This window comes from Gaetbulibacter jejuensis (genome assembly GCF_039524015.1).
In the GTDB taxonomy this organism is placed as follows: domain Bacteria; phylum Bacteroidota; class Bacteroidia; order Flavobacteriales; family Flavobacteriaceae; genus Gaetbulibacter_B; species Gaetbulibacter_B jejuensis.
On record NZ_BAAAGF010000003.1, the window covers coordinates 354,207 to 373,928 of the forward strand.

Below are 19,722 nucleotides of genomic sequence, written 5' to 3' on the forward strand. Positions count from 1 at the left end.
AAAAGCAGCTCATTTTTAAGCTGCTTTTTGGTTTACATTTGCGTGTGGTTTCTAACTTCAAAAGGTGCTGGAATGTCCTCTTTTGGTTCGCCTAAATTTTGGCGCATATCAATTTCAATGCCTCTTGCTATGGTTGAAATAGGCACATCGTTTGCTGAACCTTCAAACGGATTTTCACCAACACGTCCTATTCTATTCATGGTATGGAATACCCACATTACTGCCATTGAAAACGGAACTGACAACCAGATAATCCAATCTGGACAAGACCCTATTTTATCTGAAATTTTTACTGCTATTTCACCAAACTGTGATGCCATTGCTAAAGGTAAAATCAACAAGAAAATCCATGTGAAATAATGCATTAACGAGGCAAACTGCCTTGGATATGGGAAGTTTTTAATACGTTCAGATTTTCCTTGGTGTGTAAATAATTCTTCTATTACGTTTTCTAACTCTAAAAATGAGAATTCCCAAATGAGTCCACGTTCTTTTAATTGACGCAAATGGTTAGATTGTAAATATAGTACTGCGGTTTGCTTGTTGCCTTTATTGGAAAGGTATTTAAAATCGTCTTCTGTAAGATAGTTTTTTATCGTAGCATCAAAGTCTTCGTTAAATTCTGGAACATATATCTTTTTTGCCCATTCTTTATTGGTGTGTTCTCGCATAACATATTCCCAAGGTTTTGATTGCCTCATAGAATAGCGTAAAGCGGTTAACCAAGCAATGTGTCTATGGATAACTATTTTACGTTCGTTTTGGAGTTCTTCTTCTGAAATTGGGTTTTTAGTATGCTCATTAGTGATAAAATCTTGAGCCATCATACCAAATGTTCTAGACGAATTGACAATTGCTCCCCAAATTTGTCTAGCTTCCCAAATACGACCATAAGCCGAATTACTCTGAAAACCTATGATAAATGCTACTGCTGTACCAATAAGTGCAACAGGTGTAAATGGAAATTGAATGACTTGGTCACTCCATACAAATAGTGCCACCTCAATAATTGCTATTATTAAAAATACAATGGTTTCATAGCGCGTCCACATCGCCATGTCTTTAATGCCGAAAACTTTTTTTGTATACATAGAATAGGATTAAATTACGTGTTAACTAATTTAGTGTTCTCAATTCAAAAAAGCAATTATGCGTTATACTTGCTTCTCAAAACACACGCTATTTTCTACTCCTGCGTATTGACCGTAATTAGAAATGATGTTATAACCGTTGCGTTTGTAGAGTGCAATGGCCTCTGGTTGTTTAATTCCTGTTTCTAGCTTGCAAGAGGTATAACCCAATGTTTTGGTCCATTGTTCTAGAGCTTTTAAAATTGTAGTAGCAATCCCTTTACCGCGTTGTTCTGGAAATACAAACATTCGTTTTACTTCCATTGAGGTATCATCTAAAGGTTTTATGGCGCCACAACCTACTGCATGATTACCATGATAAGCTACAATGCAATGTTTTAAGGCTTCGATACTATTAAACTGATTGTAAAACTCGTGGTCGTCACCATCACGAATTTTTAAGTCGGCATCTAAATGACTGACTAATGTTATAAAGTCTGAATGTGAAGCGTCTGTATACTTTAGAGTGATTTCCATACTTTAAAGCTACAAAACTTTTGTTATTAATTGGTTGTTAAACTTTTTACAAACTCTAAATGTTTGCTGTTTGCCATTCCATTAGGGTTACAACCTAGTTTTCCTTCAGGAATTTCAATACCTAATTCTTTATAATGCTTAATCCAACCTTCGTGAAATACTTTGGTTTCAGGGTTTTTAAAAGTCATAGGCTCTAGCTCAAAAATAGTGTCTTCTTTAAACACTTCGTAGATATATTCTGAACAATAGAGTCCGTTGTCTTCTAAAATATATGTGGTGTTATAAGGTTGGCCCAAAAATGTTTTGGCACGATTGAGCGCATTTTCAACCTGATTTGAAGTTATGTTTTTAATTCTGTAAAAATCAGCAACATATTTTACACTATCAGCTGAATTCATAAAGGCTTCAAGAGATTCGTGAACGACACCTTTACCTAAATCGGAATGATAAATGTAAACTGTACCCTCTACCACATCACAAACACCAATGTGGCTATAGTTTGTTGCTTTTTGAGTTTGTGTTACATTATTAATTGCTTCAGAGAGCGAACTGCTTGTTGCACTTCTAAAAACAATATCTCCTGATTGTATTTTGTTTGAATCACTACACGCAAAAACAACACTTAAAATGAGAACTAGAAAGCTTAACCGTTTCAATACTTCTAAATTAATTTACTTACAATGTCTTTAACAGGTAAAATAGCGTTGGTATGTTCTATACTTGGTCCTGCAACCCAAACCGTTTTATAAGTGGCTTGTTGTGCTGCTTTTTCAGTGGCTTTCATGCCAATATAAAAACGGACCATTTTTACCCATTTTTTAAGCTTTCGGTTTTTGTTAAGCATACGTTCTAACCAAGGTGATTTGGTGCCTATTTTTTTTACATAAGGTGTATTAATTACTGTACAAGGTGTTCCTGAAATACGTTCGGTCATAACAATATCATCAGCACCATAATCTACACAAGCTTGTTTGTACTCATTAGTAACTCCTGCCTCTTCTGAAGCAATAAACGGACTACCAACTGAAACACCTGCAGCTCCATAAGCTAACATAGTATCAACATCGGCTTTGGTTCCTACTCCACCTGCTGAAATAACAGGAATAGATAAATTATCGTTTAGCGTTTTTATAAGTGCTTGTGGGTCTATATTTCCGCGATGTCCACCTGCTTGATTATTTACAGCCACAACAGCATCAGCACCTAAACTTTCCACTTTTTGACCGAATTTTAAATCGGTTATATCACAAAAAACTTTAATTCCTACAGCATGTGCTTGATTGATGGTTTCTTCAGGACTTCCTAATGAGGTTAAAATAAAATCGCAACCTTCTTCGCACAATACACGCAGTTGGTCTTTAGCTTTAGGATTAGATTTATTAACTATCAAATTAAACCCAAACGAACCGCCTTCTACTTTTGCTGCTTTTAACTCTTTAATTGCAGCACGTAACTCCTCTAAAGTTCTGTAGTTCAATGCTGGAATACAACCTGCAATACCACATTTCATAGCTTCTTTAACCATTGCTACATTAGACACCAAAAACATTGGCGCCATAATAATAGGGTGTTTTATATCTAATAACTCTGTTAGCTTTGTGCTCATTGTTTGTATATTTTGTCTAACAAATATACTATATTTTTACTATGCATGCATAATATTTTAAGTGAATTCTAAAAGCAAGCCAAAGAAAAAAAACACCCTATTGGTTAAGTTCTTATTTTTCTGGACTGATAATCTGTGGATAGTAATTTTTAAGAAATTCTTTTTGTCTAGCTATCATCTGTTCCCTTAACTTATCTAACTCCATTAAATCCTTTCCAAAGTTACTATCAAAAAAAGTATCGTTGAAAAAGCGTTGGTTAAAAAGTGAATCTTGAGAAAAAATAGCACCAAAATTATCATCATTAAATTTTGAAAAGCTAGAATGAAATTTTGATTTAAAAGATTCTATTATACTATCTCTGTCTAAAGAAGACAAATTATTTAAATGGCTACTAGAAGACCATGAATAAATGCTATCATACTTAATTAAGTTTCCGTGTTCATCAAACTCTTTATCTACCTTCCAGCTGCCTTTTGGTTTATCATTATTAACATGCTCTTTTAAGTTGCTTAACTCTTTTTTCTCTTCTGAATTTTGTCCATTACAACTTACACACCATGAAAATAACACGAGTAAAAACATATACTTCTTCATAACTAAAAGCCTTAAAAAGTTAAACAAAACTGTATTAAATTCAAGAAGAGATTGTCTATGAACCTCTTCTTGAATATTGTATTAAAACTCTAGAAAAAACACTTAAGATATTTTAATAGTCCTAGCCGGTTTTTGTTTGGCTTCTTCTTTTTTAGGTAAATGAATATTTAAAATACCTTCTGTGTAGCTTGCTTGGATTTTATCCTCATCTACTGTTTCAGGTAATGTGAAGGTGCGTTTAAATGATGAGTAACCAAACTCTCTACGCGTGTAATTCGCTTCTTTTTGTTCATTTTCTTGCTTTACTTCAGTAGATATTGATAAAACTTGATTGTCTAAATCTATTTGGAAATCTGATTTTTTAAGTCCTGGAACAGCCATTTCAACATAATAAGCGTCTGCTGTTTCTTTAATATTTACCTTTGGTAAGGTAATTCCTGTATTAAAGTTGGAAGTGAAAACCGAAGGTAATTCTCTATTAAATAAATCATCTAACCAATTAGACCATGTTGGGAAGTTTAAATTTGAATTTGTAGTTGCTAAACTTCCATTTTTTGGAACAGTTACTAAATTGCTCATAATTAAAAAATTTAAGTTAAACATTATTTCAAATTTGAAATCTAATCTGATTTCATGATACTATATTTCAAAAAAAATACCAAAATGAATCTTTGTCATTTATTTTAACATTTCATTTACCAAACCAACTGATCTAAAAAGCTTTATACACAAAAAAATTGTCAATTTGACATTTTAAACATGCTAATAATTAGTTAGTCTGTAATGAACTACCCAAGCTTATAGTAACCACATTTTAAGTAAGCGCCTTCTGGAAATCCAATTGGATGATCGCTATCGTGTTGTGTTTTTAACTGTAATTGAAATGGTCTACCTGCTTGTTTTAAAGCTTGCGAATTAATATCAAAAAAGGCTTGATACTGAACTCTTGACGAACACGAAGCTAATACTAACATACCCTTTTTAGCTGTTAGCTGTTCTCCTAAAGCAGCTAATTGCGCATACTTTTTCTTGGCTAATGCTATTTCTGATTCTTGCTTGGCAAAACTTGGAGGATCTATCACTACTACATCAAAGGTTTTACCTACATTAATCAGTTTTTGCATTTCGTCAAAAGCATCGCCTGCAATGGTTTTATGAATCCCAGAGTAGGTATTTAGCTTTCCGTTTTCAATAGCAATTTCTAGTGCTTGCTCACTAATATCTAAACTTGTTACTTCTGTAGCATCATTAGCCAAAGCATGCACCGAAAATCCGCCAGCATACGAAAATACGTCTAACACTGTTTTACCTTGACTCAACTCACCTACGCGTTTTCGATTTTCGCGATGATCTAAAAAATAACCCGTTTTATGACCTTTGATAACGTTTGCCGAAAAATTTACACCATGCTCTACAAACTGAATGACTTCATTTTCTAACGTTCCAAAAACTACATCGCCATCTTTTAGTTGATGCGCTTTTGAGTTTTGTAATCCACGACTTAATCTAATGACAACCGTTTTGGCTTGTGCTGTTTCTTGAAGCATTGGCAATATGGTTGCTAAATAGGGTAACCAAATTTCAGAATATAGTTTAACGACCAAAACAGATGCATACACATCTGCAATTAAACCTGGAAAACCATCATTTTCTCCAAATAATAAACGGTAGCTATTGGTTTTAGTTTGTAACAAATCCAATCGTTTTTCAAAAGCTGTATCAATCTTGTGCTTAAAAAACGCTGCATTAATTTCAGCTTTTTCCATGCCACTATGTAGCATTTTAATACGAATTGGTGATGACGCATCGTACAAGCCTAAACCAATAACTTTATTTTTATTCTTATTGAAAACAATTGCCAAATCACCTGATTTTGCGTCGTCATTTATCTTAACAATACTGTTAGAAAATACCCAAGGATGCGCGTTTAAAACAAACTGCTCGCCTTTTGCTGTGAGTTTTACAGCTAACCGTTTAGGTTGATACGTTGATTGAATTTTTGGTGAAAATGACATGTGTAATTTTTATATAAAAGTAAGTGTTTGAAAATAAAAAAAACAACCAAACAGATGATTGTTTTCTACATAATATGTGTTGAGTTTAGTAAAATTCCCTAGATAAACCCATAAAATAAAAACCTTATAACTCCTGCATGATTTCAGAAAAAATACGATATGACGCAACCCTATCTTGATGGTCGTAAATATGCGAAACAGCAATTAACTCATCTACTTTGGTATCTTCTAAAAATTGCTTTGTTTTAGATTTTACAGTAGCCTTATCTCCTATAAAACTATACTGTGTCATTTGCTGTACTTTAGGATGGTTAATAACATCTCGCAATTCTGGTGTTATAACACTTGGAGCTTTTACATAATCGATATTTCCTGTAAGTACACCCAAAATCATTTGATACATTGATAACGATAACGTTTCTGCCATCTCATTAGTTTCGGCTGCAATTACACCAATTCCTGCCATAGTATAGGGTGTTTTTAAATATGCAGAAGGCTTAAAGTTTTGACGATAAATGTTTAGAGCTTCTTTTAACTGTGCTGGTGCAAAGTGACTAGCAAACACATAAGGCAGTCCTTTTTTTGCAGCAACATAAGCACTATCTGTACTAGAACCCAATATATATAACGGCACATTTACACCTTCCGAAACATATGAACGAACTTTACCTCTGTAAGAACTTGTGAAAAAATTCTGAATTCGACTCACTTCATCAGGAAATTGATATACAGCTGTCATTCTATCAGACCTAATAGCTTGAGCTGTTTCCTGATCGGTTCCTGGAGCACGACCTAAACCCAAATCAATTCGATTAGGATATAAGTTACCTAAAGTACCAAACTGTTCTGCAACAATTAGTGGTGAATGATTAGGCAACATAATACCACCAGAACCTACACGTATTTTTTCTGTGCCTCCTGCAATGTGGCCAATTAACACTGAAGTTGCTGAACTTGCAATACTTTTCATATTATGATGTTCGGCAAGCCAAAAACGATGATATCCCATTTTTTCAGCTTGTTGTGCCAAATCTAAACTGTTAGCAAAAGTATCTTGAATGGTAGTATTTTCTGCTACAGTGGCCAATTCTAATATAGAATAAGGAATTTGTGTTTTCATTTTTTTTTGGGGATAAAAAAGCGCAACCATGACTGATTGCGCTTTTTCAAATGTTATGTAAAAATTTTTGAGATGCTGAATCAAGTTCAGCATGACAGCTCCGAACTTATTTCACTTCTTCGAAGTCTACGTCTTCTACATCGCTACCTTCGTTAGATGCTCCTGCATCACCTTGAGGTTGCTCTGCTCCTGCTGCACCTTGTTGTGCTTCGGCTTGTGCTTTGTACATTTCTTCGCTAGCTACTTTCCAAGCTTCGTTTATTTTTTCTAAAGCTGGATCAATTACTGCGATATCTTTTGTTTCGTAAGCTTTCTTCAATTCTTCAAGTGCTTCTTCAATTGGTTTCTTTTTATCATCAGATAATTTGTCACCAAATTCTTTTAGCTGACTTTCAGTTTGGAAGATCATAGCGTCAGCACTGTTTAATTTATCAGCAGTTTCTTTTGCTTTAGCATCAGCTTCAGCATTTGCTTCTGCTTCTTGCTTCATCTTTTGGATTTCATCTTCTGTTAATCCTGAAGACGCTTCAATTCTGATATCTTGAGATTTACCAGTTGCTTTATCAGTCGCAGATACTTTAATGATACCGTTAGCATCTATATCAAACGTTACTTCAATTTGTGGAACACCTCTTTGTGCTGGTGGAATACCATCTAAATGGAAACGACCAATTGTTTTGTTGTCTGCTGCCATAGGACGCTCACCTTGTAATACGTGAATTTCTACTGATGGCTGATTATCTGCAGCTGTTGAGAATACTTGACTTTTCTTTGTTGGAATAGTTGTATTCGCTTCAATTAACTTGGTCATTACGTTACCCATAGTTTCAATACCAAGAGATAATGGTGTTACGTCTAATAAAAGTACGTCTTTTACATCTCCTGTTAATACACCACCTTGGATTCCAGCTCCTAATGATACAACTTCGTCTGGGTTTACACCTTTACTTGGTTTTTTACCAAAGAATTTTTCTACAGCTTCTTGTACTGCAGGAATACGTGTAGAACCACCAACTAAAATAACTTCGTCAATATCACTTTTACTTAAACCTGCTGCTTTTAATGCAGACTCACATGGCTCAATAGTACGTTTTACTAAATCGTCAATTAATTGCTCAAATTTAGAACGTGTTAATGTACGTACCAAGTGCTTTGGTCCACTAGCTGTAGCTGTTACGTAAGGTAAGTTGATTTCTGTTTGTGCAGAAGATGATAATTCAATCTTTGCTTTTTCAGCAGCCTCTTTAAGACGTTGTAAAGCCATTGGGTCTTTACGTAAGTCCATGCCTTCTTCAGCATTAAATTCATCTGCTAACCAGTTAATGATTTTTTCATCAACATCATCACCACCTAAATGTGTATCTCCATCTGTTGATAATACTTCAAAAACACCATCTCCTAATTCTAAGATAGATACGTCATGTGTACCACCACCAAAGTCAAATACTACGATTTTTTGGTCTTGTCCTTTTTTATCTAATCCGTAAGCTAAAGCTGCAGCAGTTGGTTCGTTTATAATTCTACGAACTTTTAATCCTGCGATTTCACCAGCTTCTTTTGTTGCTTGACGTTGTGAGTCATTAAAGTATGCAGGAACTGTAATTACAGCTTCACTTACATCTTGACCTAAATAATCTTCAGCAGTTTTCTTCATTTTTTGAAGAATCATTGCTGATAATTCTTGAGGTGTATATAAACGACCATCAATATCAACTCTTGGTGTATCGTTATCACCTTTTACTACTTTATAAGGTACGCGTTCTGCTTCATTTTTTGATTCAGAATATTTGTTACCCATAAAACGCTTGATAGAATAAACCGTTTTTGTTGGGTTTGTTACTGCTTGACGTTTTGCTGGGTCACCAACTTTAATTTCACCACCTTCTACGAAAGCGATTACAGATGGTGTTGTACGCTTACCTTCTGCGTTAGGAATTACAACTGGCTCATTACCTTCCATTACAGAAACACAAGAGTTTGTTGTACCTAAATCGATTCCAATAATTTTACTCATAATTTGTTTTTATTTGTTTTTAAGATTTCCGCTTTCGCAGAAATGTTGTGTTCTAATTTTAATTCGGTTTGTATAAGTCAATGATTGTGCCATGACAAAAAATATGACACGATGTCACTTTTTATAACTTTAATTTTACACATTATTATATTGAGAATGCTTCAAATGTGAGTATATTTGGCGCACTAAAACGATTTCGTGAATGGAGTGTATTTCGGTTTTTGATATGCTAAAAATAGGCGTTGGTCCTTCAAGCTCTCATACTTTAGGTCCTTGGCGAGCAGCTGAACGCTGGATTAAAGAATTAAAAGATAAAAACAGGTTTGATAAAGTTGAAAAAATTGCTGTTGACTTGTATGGTTCTTTATCCTTAACAGGAAAAGGACATGCTACAGACTATGCGGTTATGCTAGGTTTAAGTGGTGCTGATCCTGAACGTATTCCTGTTGACACCATTGATGTCATTATTGCATCAATAAAAAACACCAACACCCTTTTATTCAACAATGAAAAGCCTTTAGAATTCAACCCAAAAACTGAAATTACTTTCAACAGAAAGTTTTTACCGTTTCATGCCAATGCTTTAACGTTTACGGCTACTATAAATGGTAGAAATTATAAATCTACCTACTACTCTATTGGAGGCGGATTTGTTGTACAGGAAGAACGAAAAACAGCCAAAGCCAATAAAATCATTTTTTACTGCACATTTCCGTATCCTACTGAAACAGGAGTTGATTTACTTAAGTTTTGTAAAGACTTAAATCTACCTATTTCTGGAGTGGTATTGGAAAATGAAAAGTCTATTAATGATGAAAACCATATCGATTCAGAGTTAAGCAGAATTTGGAACACTATGCTAGAATGCATGTATGTAGGTTGTCATACAGAAGGAAATCTTCCTGGAGGATTAAATGTGAGACGTCGCGCTTATGACATGCACCAAAAACTTAAAGGTGATTTACCTTATCAATCTCCTGAAGAATGGCTACAAGTTATTAGAAAAACCGAAGTAAAGTTTCGACAAATATTAAAATGGGTAAGCTGCTTTGCACTTGCTGTAAATGAAGTAAATGCCTCATTAGGTCGTGTGGTTACTGCACCAACCAATGGTAGTGCTGGTGTAATACCTGCTGTATTGATGTATTATATGGTAATTGAAAACCATGAAGCTGATTTTGAGCATGTCAAACGATTTTTACTAGTTGCAGGAGAAATTGGAAGTATCTTTAAAAAAGGTGCAACTATAAGCGCTGCAATGGGAGGCTGTCAAGCCGAAATTGGAGTATCATCAGCAATGGCTGCTGGAGCTTTGTGTGAATTGCTTGGAGGAACTCCTGAACAAGTTCTAGTTGCTGCCGAAATTGCTATGGAACACCATTTAGGACTAACCTGCGACCCAATTGGTGGTTTGGTACAAGTCCCATGCATAGAACGCAACTCTATGGGAGCTATAAAAGCGATTAATGCTGCAGAATTAGCTTTAGATACTGATCCTAATAACGTAAAAGTTCCGCTTGACAAAGTAGTAAACACGATGTGGGAAACCGCTAAAGACATGAATTCCAAATACAAAGAAACCAGTGAAGGCGGTTTAGCAGTTGGTGTAAATTTAGTGGATTGTTAATCTTTCCTTATTTGTAGACTGTTCCATTGATAAAAATTCATTAAAACTCATTATTTTTACAGAAATAAACAAACTATAATCTTATGTCAGTAGCTAAAAAAGAATACAAAAGAATTACCGTAAAGTCTTTAATAGAGATGAAACAAAACGGAGAAAAAATCTCCATGCTTACTGCTTATGATTATACCATGGCAAAAATTGTTGATGGCGCAGGAGTTGATGTTATTTTGGTTGGTGATTCTGCTAGTAATGTTATGGCAGGACATGAAACTACACTGCCAATTACTTTAGATCAAATGATATACCATGCCTCTTCGGTAATTAGAGCTATAAGCAGAGCTTTAGTGGTTGTAGACTTACCTTTTGGGAGCTACCAAAGTGATCCTAAAGAGGCTTTGCGATCTGCTATTAGAATAATGAAAGAATCAGGAGGTCATGCCGTAAAATTAGAAGGTGGTAAAGAAATTAAAGAATCTATAAAGCGTATACTGAATGCTGGAATTCCTGTTATGGGACATTTAGGTTTAACACCTCAATCTATATACAAATTTGGAACTTACACAGTAAGAGCTAAAGAAGAAGAAGAAGCAAAAAAATTAAAAGAAGATGCTTTAATGCTTGAAAAAGCAGGTTGTTTCGCTATTGTGTTAGAAAAAATACCTGCAAAATTAGCAAAAGAAGTTGCTGAGAGTGTTAGTATTCCTGTAATTGGTATTGGAGCTGGAAATGGTGTTGATGGTCAAGTACTAGTGGTTCATGATATGTTAGGAATGACTCATGAGTTCCACCCACGTTTTTTACGTCGCTATATGAATTTATACGAAGAGATGACAACATCTATTTCGCAATATGTAGGTGATGTAAAATCGGTTAATTTCCCTAACGACTCTGAACAGTATTAATCTTAAAACAAGTGAGTTTTCTAAAAGCATTTAATCTAGCTTTGATTTTAATAACTTGCTTAATTTCTTTTATTTTATCAAGTTTCTTCTTCATAGGTTCACACGAACAGTATCTGATAATGAAGTCTGATCTAATAGAAAATGTTATATATAGGACTTTTGGTTATTCTTTAATTGGATTTATTTCAATGATATTTTTATTTACAGTCAATTATCTTAAAACAAAAGAAATCACTTCTTCAATTAAAACTAGTGTTATTTGTTTCTTTATTAACTTTATGCTCTCTTTAATGGGCTCATTACTTTTTTTTAATCACTAACTAAACACGTGTCAGAAAAAATTCTATCAAATAAATCAAATCTTCAGGTACTTTTTGAAGACAATCACATTATTGTGGTTAATAAACGTGCAGGTGATATTGTACAAGGCGATAAAACTGGTGACAAGCCTTTAAGTGATGTTGTAAAAAGCTATATTAAAGATAAATACAACAAACCAGGAAATGTGTATTTAGGTGTTGTACATCGTTTAGACAGACCCACAACAGGAATTGTATTGTTTTCAAAAACCAGTAAAGCACTCCCAAGACTTAACAAGCTATTTGCTGAGAAAAAAACTAATAAAACTTATTGGGCTTTAGTTAAAAACCAACCACCTAAACAACAAGATACGTTAATTCATTGGCTACGTAAAAATCCTAAAAACAATAAGTCTACTGCTTTTATAAAAGAAACTTCAGATAGTAAAAAAGCTATCTTACATTATAAAATCTTGAAGCAACTTGACAATTATTTCTTGTTGGAAATTGAACTAGAAACAGGAAGACATCACCAAATACGTTGTCAATTAGCAAGTATTGGTTGTCCTATAAAAGGCGACTTAAAATATGGTTTCAAAAGAAGTAATCCTGATGCAAGCATTAGTTTGCATGCTAGACAACTAGAATTTACTCATCCTGTAAAAAAAGAAGCCATTTCGGTTATTGCGCCTTTACCAAAAGATACTATTTGGGACGCTTGCCTTTAACCTAAAGGATAGGTTAAGGTTAAAGTAACCCCTTCATCAGGTTTTGAATATATATCAAACTTAGCATCAATTAATTCTGCTCTACTTTTCATATTTATCAGTCCAGAGCCTTTTTCAGCAGATTTCATGTCAAAACCTTTACCGTCATCAGTTGCTGTTATAATTAGTTCTTCAGATTGATAGTTGAGCGTTACTTTTAAGTTTTGAGCTTCGGAATATTTAACTGTGTTTGAAAAAAACTCTTGTAGAATTCTAAATACAATTATTTCATGCTTTTTATCGCTAAACTCTTTTCTTTCGCCTTTAACTTCCAATTCAGTTGATGAAAATTTCATCCGCTTTAATCGGTTAAGTTCATTACTTACAGAGTCTTCAAAACCCATATTTAGTAATACTTCATTGTTTAAAGACTTTGAAAGTGCTCTAACTTCCTTGAGGCTATCTTTAACGATGTTTGATGTCTCATCAACTTTCCCTTTTATGTTTTCAGGAACTAATGCTCCTAGCATATTCAGTTGCATATTAGCATAAGACAACAATTGACCGACATTATCGTGCAACTCCCAACCTACATGCTTTAAGGTTTGCTCTTGTATTTCGGTTTGAGCTGTTGAAATTTCTTCATCAAACGCCTGCTGTTGCGCTATTTTGTCTAGTAAGAGTTTATTTTTTCGTTTTTGAAACACTATAAAAAAGACAACGATAAATCCGCATAAAATAAAAAGCACAAACACCATATAAATCAACAAATTCCTTTCAGCAGAAGTTGATATTGGTTGTTGTTCTTGTAAAAAAATCATTAAAAAATTAGTCATAATCAGGGTTTGAAACTATAAGACCTACAGTAAAAGTCAAATACATTAATGAAATCGCAAATAAGTTAATATACCCTCTTAAATTAACATAATCCATATCTGCTAGTCTAAAATAAGGCTCAAAAAAAGCCAAAGGTGTTTTTACTAACCAAAAGACAAGAATAGTGCAACTGATATAAAAATTCAGTGATTTATAAAATTTTAAAATTTTATCACTTTGTAGCATTTCAAAAAAATAATAAAACACACAGAGCATAATTATTACTGCTCCTAAAACACTAATTGAAGGAATAGAAGTTTTAAAAAAATCAGGTAGAGTCAAAATGATAATACAAAGTGAAGCTATTAAAAATAAAGCAAGCGCTATTTTCAAAGTACTTTTAGCCCTTTGATTAGTGAGAATCTTGAGATAATACCATACAAAAAACACAATTGCCCCTAAACTCCAACATATTGTATACCACCAATAGTTTTTTTCTAATAAAGTACCTTGTAAAAAGCTAAAAATTCCATCTCTAACCCAAAAAGTATAGCGTCCTATAACACCAAACGCTACCACATAAATTAAAAAGTAAATAAAGTATTTAGCAGCTGTATGACGGTATCTTTTATATAAGATTAAACCCGTTACAGCTGCTATTATTTCTACCACTAAGTAGAGGTAGCTTGCATAATCATTTATAAACTTGACCAAAAGTAGACTATAATTTATTGAGGATAATTAGCTCCAGGAGGATGCCCATTACCGCCTTCATTAAATCCACTACCTCCAGTAATATCTCCTTTTCCTCCTTGCATAAAGTGGCTAAAAGCATTCATACTACCATCAGATGTGTTGGTTGCACTTTTTAGATAGCCTGTTGGCACAAAAAACATCGTTGTATAACCTGGAATACCGTTAGCATCTGGATAAGCTCCAAGATATACCCTAATACCATTCATTGTAAACCCTAACGAATCGGCTTCGTTTTCAGCATAATCCAAGTAAGCTCTCATATCATCAAGTGAATACCAAGATGATCGGTTATCTCCTCCTCTTCGCGTCACAATAGAGTCACTGATTAATTGATACCTTGGATTGTAAGCCGTATCCAAAGCTTTAGCTTCTTGAGGTGTTATCAATCCTTTAGGAGGTGTTAAGTTCTCCATTCCTGTTTCAGATTGTTTACAACAAAAAAAGTAAGTCAATACTGCTCCTAAAGCAAATCCTAACAAAAGTAAAATTAGTTTTTTCATAAGTTTTGAATTAATAGTTGGTTCTAAAATATTGAAATCTTTCAATACTGTAAAGTATTTTTTATTGTTTTACTGCTTTAACAATTTTAATCTTATCTTTTCATTAGGCTTTTTTTGCGCTAATCTACTAATAGACAATTCGTTTAAATAAAGGACTCTAGGATAACCGCCTGTTGTTTGACAATCTCGCATTAAAACAATTAGCTTACCTGAAGGTGTCAACTGAATAGTTCCTGGTAAAACCATTGAGGTTATTATTGGCGATAAGTTATTCTCTAACTTTTCATTAAGTTGATAAGCCATCCGGTTATTAAGTTGGGACACTGAAAACTCTTGGTTAAAAAGTAACGCTTTTTGACTATCGCTTAAGCTTTCAAACTCAGGTCCTTCAAATACCTCTATAGTTTTACTTTTAAAGTGATTCGTATTAACTTTAAGTGTTGCATTATGTTCTAAATTAAAAACGGAAGCTGTATTAATCTTCAAAGAGTCTCCCACAGCTATTTTATTTGCTTTAGTCACGTTTGAAAACATACTTTTACTCTCCATTACACTTTCAGACTGAAAACCTCCCAAAACCGCTAAATAACACCTGTAACCATAATTTAGTTTACCAAATGAAAGTACACCTCCTGCTTTCACTTTTATCGCTTTATTTAAACTAATTGATACGTCATTTAATTTTGGAGATAAGTCTGCTCCTGTTAAACAAATGACTGTTTGTGTTTTAAAAAGAAGCCTTGGTCCTGTCATTGTAATCTCTAAAACAGCATCATTTTCATTATTGCCTAAAACTGTGTTTGCAATTTTTGAGCTGTAGGCATCCATAGCGCCAGAAAAAGGTACTCCATAACGCTGAAAACCAAACCGACCTAAATCCTGAATAGTTGAATATAATCCTGATTTTAAAACCTCAACCATTTATTACCTCACTTTCTAATTCATAACTCTCCAATGCTACTAATTCTGAAATAGCTCTATGTTCATTTAAAGATATTGGGTAAAACTGAATTTTATCTCCACTCTTCGCAAAACAAGGCTCGTCTTTGGAAACATCAAAAAACTCAACTGGCGAATTACCTATAATATTCCAGCCTCCAGGACTCACATTTGGGTATATTCCTGTTTGGTATTCTCCAATGGCAACAGCTCCTTTTTTTACTTCCATTCTAGGGGAAGATTTTCTAGGAAAATGTAGTTGATTTTTTAAACCTCCCAAGTATAAAAAACCAGGTAAAAAGCCTACAAAAAAAACAGTATAAATAGCTTGCGAATGTAGTTTTATAATTGCTGATTTTGACAGCTTTTTTTGAGCAGAGATTTCTTCTAAATCAATACCAAAAAACGCATCATAGCACACAGGAATTTTCCACAACAATTGGCTTCTATGTCCAACTTTTTTACGATTAAAATAAATCGATTTCAATGCTGAAATTTCATCATTGATATTATCAATAGTAAATTTGCAAATAATTAATATCGAGTTATATGCATTATTTATCTCAACTACTTCTTTAATATAATTATCAGCTATACTATTTTTAAAAATTAGAATATCTTCAAGAATAATTTCATTTATTTCATTAGGCCATTCTATTAAAATTGAACGCTCACCATAAGCTTTATATTTTAGATTAAAATCCATCAAAATATTAGGCTATTTTAACATGAAGTTCTTTTAATTTTCCGGTAAGATATTGCAATATTTTTTCAACGTTTGGAGAGTCTCCATGCACACAAAAAGTATCTGCTTTTATATCGACTTCTACTCCACTTATTGTTTTTACTTTCTGCCTTGAAATCATATTAAAAACATGTTCAAAAACTGCTTCAGGATAATTTAAAATAGCATTGCTTTTATCTCTTGACACTAAGCTTAAATCTTCATTATAATTTCTATCTGCAAACGCTTCATACATTACAGGAATTTGTTCTTTCAAAGCTAAATTTGCTATCACAGAACCATAAGGCACATACAATTTTACGGGTAGCGCTATACTTTTTATCACCTCAATAATCACACTAGCAGTCTTTTCATCCTTCATCGCCAGGTTATACAATGCACCATGAGGTTTAATATGATGCAATGCAAGATGTTCGGTACGCAACACATTCATAAACCCTCTAACCTGCTGTTTTACCGAAGTATATAAATCAGCACAAGACATCTCCATTGGCTTTCTCCCAAAGTTCTCTATATCAGGAAATGAAGGATGCGCACCAATTTTTACACTAAACTCTTTAGCTAGTTTAGCAACAACAATCATTGTTTCCTCATTTCCAGCGTGTCCTCCACAAGCTATATTACACGAAGACACATAAGGCAACAACCTAGCTTCGTTACCTAAACCTTCTCCAACATCAACATTAATATCTACAGTATATCCATTCATCATAACACATTAAACACTTTTAAAACACTTTTTAAACCTAAGAAAATAGCCACTAAAAGAATCACTATTCCCACAATATTCTGCAATAAGCTGTTTTTATATTTACCCAGCAATTCAGATTTATTCATAACCCAAATCAAAAACACAGCAACTACAGGCAACAGCAATCCATTAGCTACTTGTGCAAACTTGATTAGCTCTATAGATTTTATTCCTAAAGAAGAAAATACAACTCCTAAAACTAGAACAAACAACCAAACACCTTTAAAGGTCTTAGATTTTAAATTGGTACTCCAACCCAAACACCCACTAGCAACATAAGCAGCTGCCAAAGGCGCAGTAATTGCACTTGTAATGCCTGCCGAAAACAGTCCGATAGCCATAAAATACTTTGAAAAACTACCAAACAAAGGCTCTAACCCTAAAGCTAAATCCGCAGCATTGCTAATTGTTTTAGTCTGAATCGCTGAAGCTGAAATAATAATACACATTGACACCACTCCTCCCAACACAACAGCAACTATAGTATCTTTTCTAGCATGCTTCAAATCACTTTCAGCACGCCACTTTTCTTTAACCAATGCTGCATGTAAAAACAAATTATAAGGCACTACAGTAGTTCCTATTAAACCAACAACAGTCAACACACTTTCTTTAGGCATTTTAAAACCAAACAAGCCTTTAAAAATCTCAATTAAGTTAGGCTTTGTTAGTATTGCTGTCACTAAAAAAGCAACACTCATTACCATAACCATAGCTACTAATATTCTTTCTAGTGTTTTATAATTTCCAATAGTTAAAATTAAAAACGCAACCAAACCGATGATTAAACTAAAAACATTCACATCAAACACACCAATTTCAACACTCGGATTACCAAATAACGTTTCCAAACCCAATACGCCTCCACTAATGTTTCCTGCTTCATAAGCTGCATTACCTACAACTATCGCTGACAACATTAAAACAATTACAATAGTCTTTAAAACAGGATTTTTAATTTCAGTTCTTATAACTTCCGAAAGGCCTTTTTGAGTAATTACTCCTAATCGCGCTGACATTTCTTGCAATACTATTGTAGCAAATACTGAAAACAACATAGCCCAAAGCAACGCATAACCAAACCCAACTCCTGCAAGCGTACAAACTGTTACTGTTCCAGGTCCAATAAAAGCCGCTGCAACCAATGGTCCTGGACCTATATTTTTAAACCATGCTTTCATTAGCCTAACCAACCTTCCCTATCTAAACTTCTATATTGAATAGCCTCTGAAATATGCGCTCCATTTACTGCTTCACTAGCCTCTAAATCTGCAATAGTACGTGCTACTTTCAAAATTCTATCATAAGCTCTAGCAGAAAGATTTAAACGCTCCATTGCTGTTTTAAGCAATTGTTTTGAATTATCATCCAAAACGCAAAATTTTCTAATCTGTTTTGTATTCATTTGCGCATTATAATGCACATTATCAAACTCTTTAAATCGCTTAGTTTGAAATTCTCGAGCAGCAGTAACGCGTTTTCTTATATCAACCGAAGATTCACCTTTTCTGTCATCAGATAGTTTTTCAAAAGGTACAGGCGTGACTTCAATATGAATATCAATTCTATCCAATAATGGCCCAGAAATTTTACTTAAATACCGTTGCATTTCAGCAGGAGACGAAGTTACAGGAGCATCAGGATCGTTAAAATATCCTCCAGGACTCGGATTCATACTTGCTACCAACATAAACGACGATGGATAGGTTACTGTAAATTTAGCTCTAGAAATCGTTACCTCTCTATCTTCTAAAGGTTGACGCATTACTTCTAAAACCTCTCTTTTAAACTCAGGTAATTCATCTAAAAAAAGCACACCATTGTGAGATAAAGAGATTTCTCCTGGTTGAGGGTAGCTTCCTCCACCAACCAAAGCAACATTGCTAATAGTATGATGAGGACTTCTAAATGGTCGTTGTGACATCAGTCCTGTATGCTCTTTTACTCTACCAACTACCGAATGGATTTTTGTAGTCTCTAACGCTTCACTCAATGTCATTGGAGGTAAAATACTTGGTAATCGTTTTGCCAACATTGTTTTCCCTGCTCCTGGAGGCCCTATTAAAATAATATTATGACCACCTGCTGCAGCAATTTCCATACAGCGTTTTATTCCTTCCTGACCTTTTACATCAGCAAAATCAAACTCAGGAAAATCGAGATTTTTATAAAATTCTTCTCTTGTGTTTATAATAGTCTGCTCTAAAGCTTCATCTTTATCAAAGTAGTTAATAACCTGTTTGATGTTATCAACTCCAAAAACTTTTAAATCATTAACAATCGCAGCTTCTTTTGCATTTTGACTTGGCAGAATAAACCCTTTAAAACCTTCTTCTCTAGCTTTAACAGCAATAGGCAACGCACCTTTAATAGGCTGTAATGTTCCATCTAAAGACAATTCTCCCATTATGAGATAGTCTTCTAGGTTTTCAGCTTTTATTTGATTAGAAGCCGCTAAAATTCCGATTGCCAATGTTAAATCATAAGCAGAACCTTCCTTACGCAAATCGGCAGGCGACATATTGATAATTATTTTTTTTCCAGGAATTCGATAACCGTTATTTTGAAGTGCAGCCGCAATACGATAATTGCTTTCTTTAATCGCGTTATCAGGAAGACCTACTAAATGATAACCCACTCCATTATCGACATTTACCTCAACAGTAATGGTTGTTGCCTCAACGCCAAAAACTGCGCTTCCAAAGACTTTTTTAAGCATAAAA

The 19,722-nt window shown here is 34.0% G+C and carries 20 protein-coding genes; 3 read left to right on the forward strand and 17 right to left on the reverse strand.

The window, feature by feature from the left end; translation table 11 throughout:
- Positions 1-32: 32 nt before the first annotated feature.
- The 9 genes from ABD011_RS11265 to dnaK form a co-directional block, all read right to left on the reverse strand.
- Positions 33-1,091: a bestrophin family protein gene (locus tag ABD011_RS11265; protein WP_343798325.1), complete on the reverse strand. Its 1,059-nt coding sequence runs from the start codon at positions 1,089-1,091 to the stop codon at positions 33-35.
- A 63-nt stretch (positions 1,092-1,154) separates the two neighbouring features.
- The gene (locus tag ABD011_RS11270; RefSeq protein ID WP_343798327.1) at positions 1,155-1,607 is read right to left on the reverse strand and encodes a GNAT family N-acetyltransferase; all 453 of its coding nucleotides are present in this window, start codon (positions 1,605-1,607) and stop codon (positions 1,155-1,157) included.
- Positions 1,608-1,633: 26 nt separating this feature from the next.
- Entirely contained in the window at positions 1,634-2,263 is a 630-nt protein-coding gene (locus tag ABD011_RS11275) for a YiiX/YebB-like N1pC/P60 family cysteine hydrolase (RefSeq protein WP_343798329.1), read from the reverse strand.
- Positions 2,264-2,268: 5 nt separating this feature from the next.
- Positions 2,269-3,213: an NAD(P)H-dependent flavin oxidoreductase gene (locus ABD011_RS11280; RefSeq protein WP_131506983.1), complete on the reverse strand. Its 945-nt coding sequence runs from the start codon at positions 3,211-3,213 to the stop codon at positions 2,269-2,271.
- Positions 3,214-3,325: 112 nt separating this feature from the next.
- Complete coding sequence (locus ABD011_RS11285; protein WP_343798331.1) at positions 3,326-3,808, reverse strand: hypothetical protein; 483 nt, start codon at positions 3,806-3,808, stop codon at positions 3,326-3,328.
- Positions 3,809-3,910: 102 nt separating this feature from the next.
- Positions 3,911-4,387 carry an Hsp20/alpha crystallin family protein gene (locus ABD011_RS11290; protein WP_129760257.1) on the reverse strand — a complete coding sequence of 159 codons (477 nt, stop codon included), beginning with the start codon at positions 4,385-4,387 and terminating at the stop codon, positions 3,911-3,913.
- Positions 4,388-4,596: 209 nt separating this feature from the next.
- On the reverse strand, positions 4,597-5,823 hold the full coding sequence (locus ABD011_RS11295; protein WP_343798333.1) for a class I SAM-dependent rRNA methyltransferase: 1,227 nt from the start codon (positions 5,821-5,823) through the stop codon (positions 4,597-4,599).
- A 124-nt stretch (positions 5,824-5,947) separates the two neighbouring features.
- The gene (locus ABD011_RS11300) at positions 5,948-6,943 is read right to left on the reverse strand and encodes an LLM class flavin-dependent oxidoreductase (RefSeq protein WP_343798335.1); all 996 of its coding nucleotides are present in this window, start codon (positions 6,941-6,943) and stop codon (positions 5,948-5,950) included.
- Between the two features lie 106 nt (positions 6,944-7,049).
- Positions 7,050-8,957 (reverse strand): molecular chaperone DnaK, encoded by a 1,908-nt coding sequence (dnaK, locus tag ABD011_RS11305; RefSeq protein ID WP_131506987.1) that lies wholly within the window; start codon positions 8,955-8,957, stop codon positions 7,050-7,052.
- A gap of 202 nt (positions 8,958-9,159) precedes the next feature.
- Here dnaK and ABD011_RS11310 point away from each other — a divergent pair, with 202 nt between their 5' ends.
- The 3 genes from ABD011_RS11310 (at position 9,160) to ABD011_RS11320 (ending at position 12,513) form a co-directional block, all read left to right on the forward strand.
- Entirely contained in the window at positions 9,160-10,584 is a 1,425-nt protein-coding gene (locus ABD011_RS11310) for an L-serine ammonia-lyase (protein WP_343798339.1), read from the forward strand.
- 83 nt (positions 10,585-10,667) lie between these two features.
- Positions 10,668-11,486 carry a 3-methyl-2-oxobutanoate hydroxymethyltransferase gene (panB, locus tag ABD011_RS11315; protein ID WP_343798341.1) on the forward strand — a complete coding sequence of 273 codons (819 nt, stop codon included), beginning with the start codon at positions 10,668-10,670 and terminating at the stop codon, positions 11,484-11,486.
- Positions 11,487-11,814: 328 nt separating this feature from the next.
- Positions 11,815-12,513: an RluA family pseudouridine synthase gene (locus tag ABD011_RS11320; RefSeq protein WP_343798343.1), complete on the forward strand. Its 699-nt coding sequence runs from the start codon at positions 11,815-11,817 to the stop codon at positions 12,511-12,513.
- On the opposite strand, the gene ABD011_RS11325 is transcribed toward ABD011_RS11320, so the two are convergent.
- The 8 genes from ABD011_RS11325 to ABD011_RS11360 all read right to left on the reverse strand — a co-directional run bounded on the left by ABD011_RS11325 (position 12,510) and on the right by ABD011_RS11360 (position 19,718).
- Positions 12,510-13,328 carry a sensor histidine kinase gene (locus ABD011_RS11325; protein ID WP_343798345.1) on the reverse strand — a complete coding sequence of 273 codons (819 nt, stop codon included), beginning with the start codon at positions 13,326-13,328 and terminating at the stop codon, positions 12,510-12,512. The two genes, ABD011_RS11320 and ABD011_RS11325, sit on opposite strands and share 4 nt — an antisense overlap.
- Entirely contained in the window at positions 13,321-13,980 is a 660-nt protein-coding gene (locus ABD011_RS11330) for a hypothetical protein (protein ID WP_343798347.1), read from the reverse strand. The genes ABD011_RS11325 and ABD011_RS11330 overlap by 8 nt, the downstream gene beginning before the upstream one ends.
- A gap of 56 nt (positions 13,981-14,036) precedes the next feature.
- The gene (locus ABD011_RS11335; RefSeq protein WP_131506997.1) at positions 14,037-14,564 is read right to left on the reverse strand and encodes a hypothetical protein; all 528 of its coding nucleotides are present in this window, start codon (positions 14,562-14,564) and stop codon (positions 14,037-14,039) included.
- A 69-nt stretch (positions 14,565-14,633) separates the two neighbouring features.
- Positions 14,634-15,485 carry a 5-oxoprolinase subunit C family protein gene (locus ABD011_RS11340; RefSeq protein WP_343798349.1) on the reverse strand — a complete coding sequence of 284 codons (852 nt, stop codon included), beginning with the start codon at positions 15,483-15,485 and terminating at the stop codon, positions 14,634-14,636.
- Complete coding sequence (pxpB, locus tag ABD011_RS11345; protein ID WP_343798351.1) at positions 15,478-16,209, reverse strand: 5-oxoprolinase subunit PxpB; 732 nt, start codon at positions 16,207-16,209, stop codon at positions 15,478-15,480. Before pxpB ends, ABD011_RS11340 begins: the two co-directional genes overlap by 8 nt.
- Positions 16,210-16,216: 7 nt before the next feature.
- Positions 16,217-16,960, reverse strand: coding sequence for a 5-oxoprolinase subunit PxpA (pxpA, locus tag ABD011_RS11350; protein ID WP_343798353.1), 744 nt, complete (start codon positions 16,958-16,960; stop codon positions 16,217-16,219).
- Entirely contained in the window at positions 16,957-18,180 is a 1,224-nt protein-coding gene (locus ABD011_RS11355; RefSeq protein WP_343798356.1) for an Nramp family divalent metal transporter, read from the reverse strand. The genes pxpA and ABD011_RS11355 overlap by 4 nt, the downstream gene beginning before the upstream one ends.
- Positions 18,180-19,718 (reverse strand): YifB family Mg chelatase-like AAA ATPase, encoded by a 1,539-nt coding sequence (locus tag ABD011_RS11360; RefSeq protein WP_131507005.1) that lies wholly within the window; start codon positions 19,716-19,718, stop codon positions 18,180-18,182. Before ABD011_RS11360 ends, ABD011_RS11355 begins: the two co-directional genes overlap by 1 nt.
- Between the last annotated feature and the right edge of the window lie 4 nt (positions 19,719-19,722).

Excerpts from the sequence above, each read along its gene's own strand:
- ABD011_RS11265 (WP_343798325.1), bottom strand. The coding sequence starts at position 1,091 with ATGTATACAAAAAAAGTTTTCGGCATTAAAGACATGGCGATGTGGACG.
- ABD011_RS11270 (WP_343798327.1), bottom strand. The coding sequence starts at position 1,607 with ATGGAAATCACTCTAAAGTATACAGACGCTTCACATTCAGACTTTATA.
- ABD011_RS11280 (WP_131506983.1), bottom strand. The coding sequence starts at position 3,213 with ATGAGCACAAAGCTAACAGAGTTATTAGATATAAAACACCCTATTATT.
- ABD011_RS11285 (WP_343798331.1), bottom strand. The coding sequence starts at position 3,808 with ATGAAGAAGTATATGTTTTTACTCGTGTTATTTTCATGGTGTGTAAGT.
- ABD011_RS11290 (WP_129760257.1), bottom strand. The coding sequence starts at position 4,387 with ATGAGCAATTTAGTAACTGTTCCAAAAAATGGAAGTTTAGCAACTACA.
- ABD011_RS11295 (WP_343798333.1), bottom strand. The coding sequence starts at position 5,823 with ATGTCATTTTCACCAAAAATTCAATCAACGTATCAACCTAAACGGTTA.
- ABD011_RS11300 (WP_343798335.1), bottom strand. The coding sequence starts at position 6,943 with ATGAAAACACAAATTCCTTATTCTATATTAGAATTGGCCACTGTAGCA.
- dnaK (WP_131506987.1), bottom strand. The coding sequence starts at position 8,957 with ATGAGTAAAATTATTGGAATCGATTTAGGTACAACAAACTCTTGTGTT.
- ABD011_RS11310 (WP_343798339.1), top strand. The coding sequence starts at position 9,160 with ATGGAGTGTATTTCGGTTTTTGATATGCTAAAAATAGGCGTTGGTCCT.
- panB (WP_343798341.1), top strand. The coding sequence starts at position 10,668 with ATGTCAGTAGCTAAAAAAGAATACAAAAGAATTACCGTAAAGTCTTTA.
- ABD011_RS11325 (WP_343798345.1), bottom strand. The coding sequence starts at position 13,328 with ATGACTAATTTTTTAATGATTTTTTTACAAGAACAACAACCAATATCA.
- ABD011_RS11335 (WP_131506997.1), bottom strand. The coding sequence starts at position 14,564 with ATGAAAAAACTAATTTTACTTTTGTTAGGATTTGCTTTAGGAGCAGTA.
- ABD011_RS11340 (WP_343798349.1), bottom strand. The coding sequence starts at position 15,485 with ATGGTTGAGGTTTTAAAATCAGGATTATATTCAACTATTCAGGATTTA.
- pxpB (WP_343798351.1), bottom strand. The coding sequence starts at position 16,209 with ATGGATTTTAATCTAAAATATAAAGCTTATGGTGAGCGTTCAATTTTA.
- pxpA (WP_343798353.1), bottom strand. The coding sequence starts at position 16,960 with ATGATGAATGGATATACTGTAGATATTAATGTTGATGTTGGAGAAGGT.
- ABD011_RS11355 (WP_343798356.1), bottom strand. The coding sequence starts at position 18,180 with ATGAAAGCATGGTTTAAAAATATAGGTCCAGGACCATTGGTTGCAGCG.
- ABD011_RS11360 (WP_131507005.1), bottom strand. The coding sequence starts at position 19,718 with ATGCTTAAAAAAGTCTTTGGAAGCGCAGTTTTTGGCGTTGAGGCAACA.